This window comes from Borrelia sp. A-FGy1, from assembly GCF_014084025.1.
Classification (GTDB): Bacteria; Spirochaetota; Spirochaetia; order Borreliales; family Borreliaceae; genus Borrelia.
Genome location: NZ_CP043697.1, coordinates 1 through 6149 on the forward strand (window position 1 = coordinate 1; position 6149 = coordinate 6149).

At 29.4% G+C, this 6149-nt stretch carries 6 protein-coding genes and 1 pseudogene; 6 read left to right on the forward strand and 1 reads right to left on the reverse strand.

Translation table 11 applies throughout. From position 1 onward, the window contains the following. On the reverse strand, nt 1-1220 hold a 1220-nt coding region (locus F0310_RS05380), incomplete at its 3' end, for a plasmid maintenance protein (protein WP_182117945.1). Nucleotides 1221-1746: 526 nt separating this feature from the next. Here F0310_RS05380 and F0310_RS05385 point away from each other — a divergent pair. The 6 genes and pseudogenes from F0310_RS05385 to F0310_RS05410 all read left to right on the forward strand — a co-directional run. Next, on the forward strand, nt 1747-2727 hold the full coding sequence (locus F0310_RS05385) for an immunogenic protein P37 (RefSeq protein ID WP_182117946.1): 981 nt from the start codon (nt 1747-1749) through the stop codon (nt 2725-2727). Nucleotides 2728-2915: 188 nt separating this feature from the next. Further along, a complete protein-coding gene (locus F0310_RS05390; RefSeq protein WP_182117947.1) occupies nt 2916-3053 on the forward strand; it encodes a hypothetical protein in 138 nt (45 codons plus the stop codon). A 992-nt stretch (nt 3054-4045) separates the two neighbouring features. Continuing rightward, the gene (locus F0310_RS05395) at nt 4046-4294 is read left to right on the forward strand and encodes a hypothetical protein (RefSeq protein ID WP_182117948.1); all 249 of its coding nucleotides are present in this window, start codon (nt 4046-4048) and stop codon (nt 4292-4294) included. Between the two features lie 520 nt (nt 4295-4814). Then, nucleotides 4815-5615: a hypothetical protein gene (locus F0310_RS05400; protein ID WP_182117949.1), complete on the forward strand. Its 801-nt coding sequence runs from the start codon at nt 4815-4817 to the stop codon at nt 5613-5615. A gap of 70 nt (nt 5616-5685) precedes the next feature. Beyond that, nucleotides 5686-5895, forward strand: coding sequence for a hypothetical protein (locus F0310_RS05405; protein ID WP_182117950.1), 210 nt, complete (start codon nt 5686-5688; stop codon nt 5893-5895). Nucleotides 5896-6025: 130 nt separating this feature from the next. After that, nucleotides 6026-6149 (forward strand): annotated as a pseudogene (locus F0310_RS05410) (helix-turn-helix domain-containing protein); the annotation flags it as partial.

Genomic DNA, 6149 nt, shown 5'->3' on the forward strand with positions numbered 1-6149 from the left:
CTTATTGTTGTAATTTGAGATAGCAGGATGCTAAATATATTGTTCTTAAATTCTTCTCTTTGCTTTTCTACTTCTATCTCCTCGTTCTTACCCGTTGTTTTTTCTATCTGTTTGCTTTTATTAAGATTTAAAGCATTTTTTTTGTATTTCTTTTTAAACCTTTTCTCCCAGATAACCTCATAATCACTAATAACTCCATCTTCTCTTCTCATCATCATCCATATCTTGTTCTTGTACTTGCTTGTAAACTCGTTTAAGAAGTGTTTTGTAATCTCATCCCTCTTGTATATTTTTGCATAACAGTTAAGAGCAGTCTCAAGATTAAGCAATGCATTAATGTAGGTGGCATTGTTATTGCTATTATCCCTAACTAGTTGCATATAGTTTTTTGCAACGTGGTGTTTACTAACTAGTCTTTCCTCAACTCCACCTCTTGTCTCTCTTTTCTTTGTCTTCTCTTTACTTTCCTCTTTTTTTAAAGGCATTTCTTTAGAATTCCTTGTATATGTATAGTTATTATTAGTTTTTAAAAGATGCCCTCCCTCCACATGCGAATTTGGACTTAACTGTTCTTCCTTCTCTATTTTGCTTCTTTCTTTCTTACTCTCTTCTTCCTCACTTCTCTTCTTCTCTACTTCTTTTAATAACCTTAGTGATTTCTCTTTGTCAAACTTTACTTTTGCTATCCGTTTATCAAGATCACCAATAATTATTTTATCCGCTAGTTCTTCTTTAAGTATGTCAGTTAATTCATTTTGTATTATTTCCTTGTACTTCTTAGCTAAATACTTGTTTTGTACATAAAAAGAAAGACTTCCCCTCTTTATGCCAAATCTTATAGTTTCTGTTTTAAGTAGTCCTATTTTGTTCATCAAGTTAATATCTTTTTGTATTGTTCTACTGCATACTGTTTTCTCTTTATCTCTTCTTAGTAAAGAATTAGTTAGTGCAAGTATATCTTTAGCAGAATACTGCTCTGTAAAAGATTTATATTGCTCGTTTTTAGTATTTATTGCCCAGTATAGTTTACACATTCTTGAAATACGCAAGAATTTCTTCTCTATCATTGCCTTAACTTGATAAATTGTAATCTCATTGCAAAGTTTTTTATTCTTGCCCCTATTTGCTCTAATTAGTTCTTTTAATAGTGATGCTTTCTTTGCTGTTGCTGCTGCTTTTTGGTGGTTTTTATTGTCTTTTATCTTGTTTTCTGTTATCATTTAGCTATTCCTTTGCGGTGTAGGGTTGTTTTGGTTTGTGTCCTACATCGCGGTGTAAAGTCTTAATAGCCTCATCTGCTAAATAAGACTTTTTTTATTCTTTATTATATAAAAAAAGCATTAGTCTGACTAGTTTACAAGTTCTAGTTGGACTGTCTTTTTTTATAATTCCAAGATAGACCAGGCAAATAAAGAGTTTCGAGAGTTAAACAAAGCATATGAAGCTGCTTTAAGAAGTGTAGAATCGTAGAATCTTAGATAACGTAATTTTAAAGCAAAAGTTTACTTTATAAAAGCTTTATAAAAATGAAGTATTTGTCTTTATAAGTAATACATAACTCTCAAAATTCTATTAAAAAAATTAAAACAAATTTATTCCCAAATTCATCTCTTTATAATTTTTATAGAAATTACAGGTAACAATTTTTATTTAAATTCTTCTTCTATATAATCTTTATTATTAATATAAATGTGATACAATGATATAATATTATAATAATATTCTATTTCAAATAGAGGTAATATAATGAATTTAATGATTAAAGTGTTATTGATATCCAGTTTATTTTCAAGCTTTATTTCTTGTAAATTATATGAAAAGCTTACAGATAAATCGCAACAAGCTTTAGATAATAATAAGTCTTTTATCTATAATAAAGATACAGCTGATAATAAAAGTACTTCTAACCTAGATAATAGTTCTCTAGATTCTATAAAAGACAGCAAAAGAAATGAACGCACACCTAGAAGTTTAGATGATGCTGAAGAAATTGGGGAAAAAGAAAGTAATCAGAACAGAAATTATCAAGAACAAAATAATGAAAATAAAGTAAAAGAGAGTGAAAAAAATAATAGTTCAAGTATACAGGCAGATAATAGTGTAGACATAGTTCATTCCGATGTTAGTGAAGTAGACAACAGTAAACATGATAGTAGACAACCTCAAAAAGTTAATAATGAATCTAAAGAAGCTAAGAAAATTATACAAGAAGCTTCTACCTCTTTAAAAGAAGCTGAGGAAATAAATGAAGCTTTAGAAAAAACAAGATCAATCCTTGACAAGATAAAAAGCTTAGCTGGTACAGCTAACTCTTATTTAAATACTGCTAGAAAAAATGGATCTGGAACTAATAAACCTAGCCAAGAACTATTGCATAAATTACATCAGGCTATTAATAAAGCTAAGAGTAGTCATGCTTCTCTTAATTCTTTTTGCAATGATGCTATTGCTGCTTTAGCAAGAGCTAAGGATAGCTTTGATCATGCAAAAAGAAAGGCAGATTCGGCTTTAGAAGAAGCTTTAAAAGATATACCTCATTTAGGGATCAATTATCTTTACTATTCCTGGATAAAAGATGCTAAAGATGCAATAGAGAGTGCTAAAATTCTACTAGAGAATGCTAAGCATAAACAAGAAGAACTTAATGCCAATATGACTAAGACAAATAAAGACTTTGAAGAGTTAAATAGTATATACAAAAAATTGCAAGGTATGGAATCTAGATAGGTAAATTATTAAATACAAGCCAGACACTACTTTATGAGGTCTGTCTTCTTTATTTATAATATTATCTTTCTAAACAACACTTTATTTTCTCTTAATTCTATAGTTTGACTTGTGCATTATTATTTTATGAATTATAAATGCAATTTATTTCTTAATAAGAATATCAGATTCTAAAGAGAAGTAATAAGGTGAATTTAATTGCTAAATTATTTATTTTAACTATTGTATTTTACAGCATTATCTCTTGTAAATTATACAATAAGCTTACAGACAAGGCCGATCAGGTTATAGATAAACTAGATAGCAATAAGTCTTTTATGCTTTAAAGGATATCGGCGATAATAGAAGTGGTCGTAGGCCTAGAGGTATAAATAATTCTTATATGGACCAAAATGCAGGCAAAGAACCTTTGATGGCAGACAGGCACCCCAATATGCAAAATGATAATAGTAGTAGCCATCTCTAACAAGTTAATAAGGACTCTAGGAAAGCTAGGGAAGCTAGAGACATTATAAAGGCAGTTGAATCTTCTACAAAAGAGTCACTATATTAAGCAAAGATTTAGAAACTATAAAACAAATGCTTGATAATATAAAAAGTGAGACTAACAGCTCTAAAGCTTATTTAGATTAAGCTAGAACTACAAGCTCTAATCAAACTAACACAAACTTATTGCCTAGCCTGCACCAAGCTATTAATAAGGTTAATATAGGCATGCTGATGCTGATACTCATTGCAATGATGCTATTTCTGCTTTACATATTCATATCTGGGTTTAGCCTCCCCTGCAATATTACTCATATAACTTTCCTTATTGCAATTTAAGTACTCTTGTTATCTATACTTAACATCTTTATGTCTCAATATTAACACACATTTTATTTAGTAAGATAAAAAATACCTAAATCTTAAAAATTCTTATTTCTAGTTATATACTATATTTAATTTATACTTTAATTTAAAGGACAGCTTAAAACAATAGATCTTAAAAGATTAATACCCCATATAGCATTCCTTTAACCATGGATAAAATTTATTCTTCACTGCTTACTCTATATTTGTGAACTGCTATTTCTAATACAGAAAGAATATAGAAATAGCTTCTTGTATCATCCTAAGATAGCTTTTTAGGCTCTTTAAAGAGCCAGCAAGGAAGAAGATATAGCTAATGCTAGAAAAATTTTAGAAGAAATACTAAGGCGAATTGCGACTGTTAAAGCAGCAGTGAGCCTAGAGGAGATAAAACTATCAAGAAAGGGGCTTTCTTTAGAACCAAAGCCCTACCTATATTCCACAAGTAGGGCTCCTAACAAGTGAGATGGGACAGCCTGAACTAGTAAGAGTAACCCCATCACCAATTGATGAGAACCTGAGACTAAATGCGGCTGTCCTTATAGTTATAGAAAAAGAGATTATAAGACTACAAAGGCTAGAAAATAAGAAAGAAAACAGTAGAGTAATAATTAATAATTATAACTTTGCAGGAGATGTGCTAGATATAGAAAAACTTGTAAGAATGCTAAAGGAGAAGGAATATTCTCTAGGATTTAGAATGCAGGAATATTAGACTAAATTGTCTTAAAAAACTTGACTTTTTTTACTAAATATTATAGTATGACTACGCATTGAATAACATAATTTATTATGCTTATTCAATTCTAAAAGAGCTAACTTTTGACTTTGGTTAAAGGCTAGCTCTTACCTTTTTTTATTTAGCTATAAACTTAATAAGTAAGTTATAGTTTTTTTAATAAAATGGAGGGAAGTATTTCTAAGATATTTTGACTAAAATGCCTATCTTTTCATGCCAAGAAGAAGAGTTGTGCTTTAAAGAAGAGCTTGGCTCTTTTGACAAAGAAAGAATATAGAGTAGAGACTTTGCAAGGGAATCTAGCCTATATTCTTTCTTAAACGATTCATGTATTTGATTTGATTTATTTATTTGCCAATAATGTTTGTAACTTAAAAGCGTTTGGAAGTAGTTTTTAAACTAGTTAGATGTTATTTAGCATGCAGTTCAAGTATCGTTTTTGTAAAGTATAGGTTAACTGGCTATGGGTTAAAGAAATTTAGGCCCCAGAGGATATATGCTTTACATAGATATACTTGCATTGCTAAGTGTATTACTGCCTGTATTAGTATTATTTCTTCTATATTGCGTTTATTACAAAAGTAGCAGTGAAGCAGAACGAGTAAGTATGCTAGCTGAGTCTAAGGCAGAAGAGTTGCTAGATCTTGTTGTTTGCAAGAAAAAACTTATAAAAAGAGAAGAGATCTCTTCTAGGTATAAAGGCAGTGCTGATTTTACTATCGGGTTTTTTGATATAAATTATAGAATAAACATAAGAGAAAGAATAATTCCAACACTTATTTACGAGCTAAAGATTGCAATACAAGCAGTTTATAATGCCTTTTGGAAGCTGCTAGATACTGGATATGATAGTTCTGTTGTTGATGATGCACTTTTCAAACTAAGCCAGTCAGTGAACATAATACTTTTTGCAAATAAAACACTAGATGATATATCTAACCTAGATATAGATGAAGACGATATTAAAAAGAAACTTGATAAGTTTGTAATTAAAAATCTAGGCCCGAAGTTTGTTTTTAAAAAAGAAGAATTTCCTAACAATAGCAATATTGCTAGCATTTATGTGCTTATATATAATCTTACAAGTATTATATTATCTAATTTTATGCTTAACTATACTCTTTTAATAAGTAAAGAAGCTTCTGATGCTTGGTATGCAACAAATGCAGAAGAAAATATAGTCACTATTTCCTCTCTTGCTAATGCAGCAGCATTCTTAACAATTGCAGTTGGACAGATCAAGGATTTAGCAAAAGAGATATTAGATTTGAAAATAAAAAAAGATAGTTTCATTTAAAGTAAAATATCAGCAATTTGTATACTAAAACGCTAATAAGCAGTATTAATTAAGTATGGAGAGGATTGCTATGAATAATAATAAGATAGTTATAGCAGCTGTTTTTATTTTCTGCATTTGTTTGTGTGGTGTTTTGGTCGTTAAGCTTATCAATCTACTTTTTGGCAAAGATATTCTAGGTAGTACTAAGAGTAGTAGAGAGGAAGATATTCTATATTTTAGATATAAAGAAAAAAAAGAGCAGGAGAGTAGTAGTGAAGCTGATGATAGAGATATATAGAGGGCGATAGGGAAGGCATTTATCAAAAAATAACAAAGAATACTTTACCTGTAATTTCTATGAAATTTAGGTGGAGATGAATTTGTAAGGCAAGTTTATATAATATTATTTTAAAAATAATCGGTGCTAAAATAAAGCTTATAAGTATAGAATATATCCTAATGATAGTCAAAAAAGATACTTTTCAAAAGTATTTGGATGTGTAAGATTTTTGTATAACAAAATGTTAAGTGATAAGAAAGATTATTATGAAA

Coding starts and splice junctions, on each gene's coding strand:
- F0310_RS05385 (WP_182117946.1), top strand. CDS start 1,747: ATGAATTTAATGATTAAAGTGTTATTGATATCCAGTTTATTTTCAAGC.
- F0310_RS05395 (WP_182117948.1), top strand. CDS start 4,046: ATGGGACAGCCTGAACTAGTAAGAGTAACCCCATCACCAATTGATGAG.
- F0310_RS05400 (WP_182117949.1), top strand. CDS start 4,815: ATGCTTTACATAGATATACTTGCATTGCTAAGTGTATTACTGCCTGTA.
- F0310_RS05405 (WP_182117950.1), top strand. CDS start 5,686: ATGAATAATAATAAGATAGTTATAGCAGCTGTTTTTATTTTCTGCATT.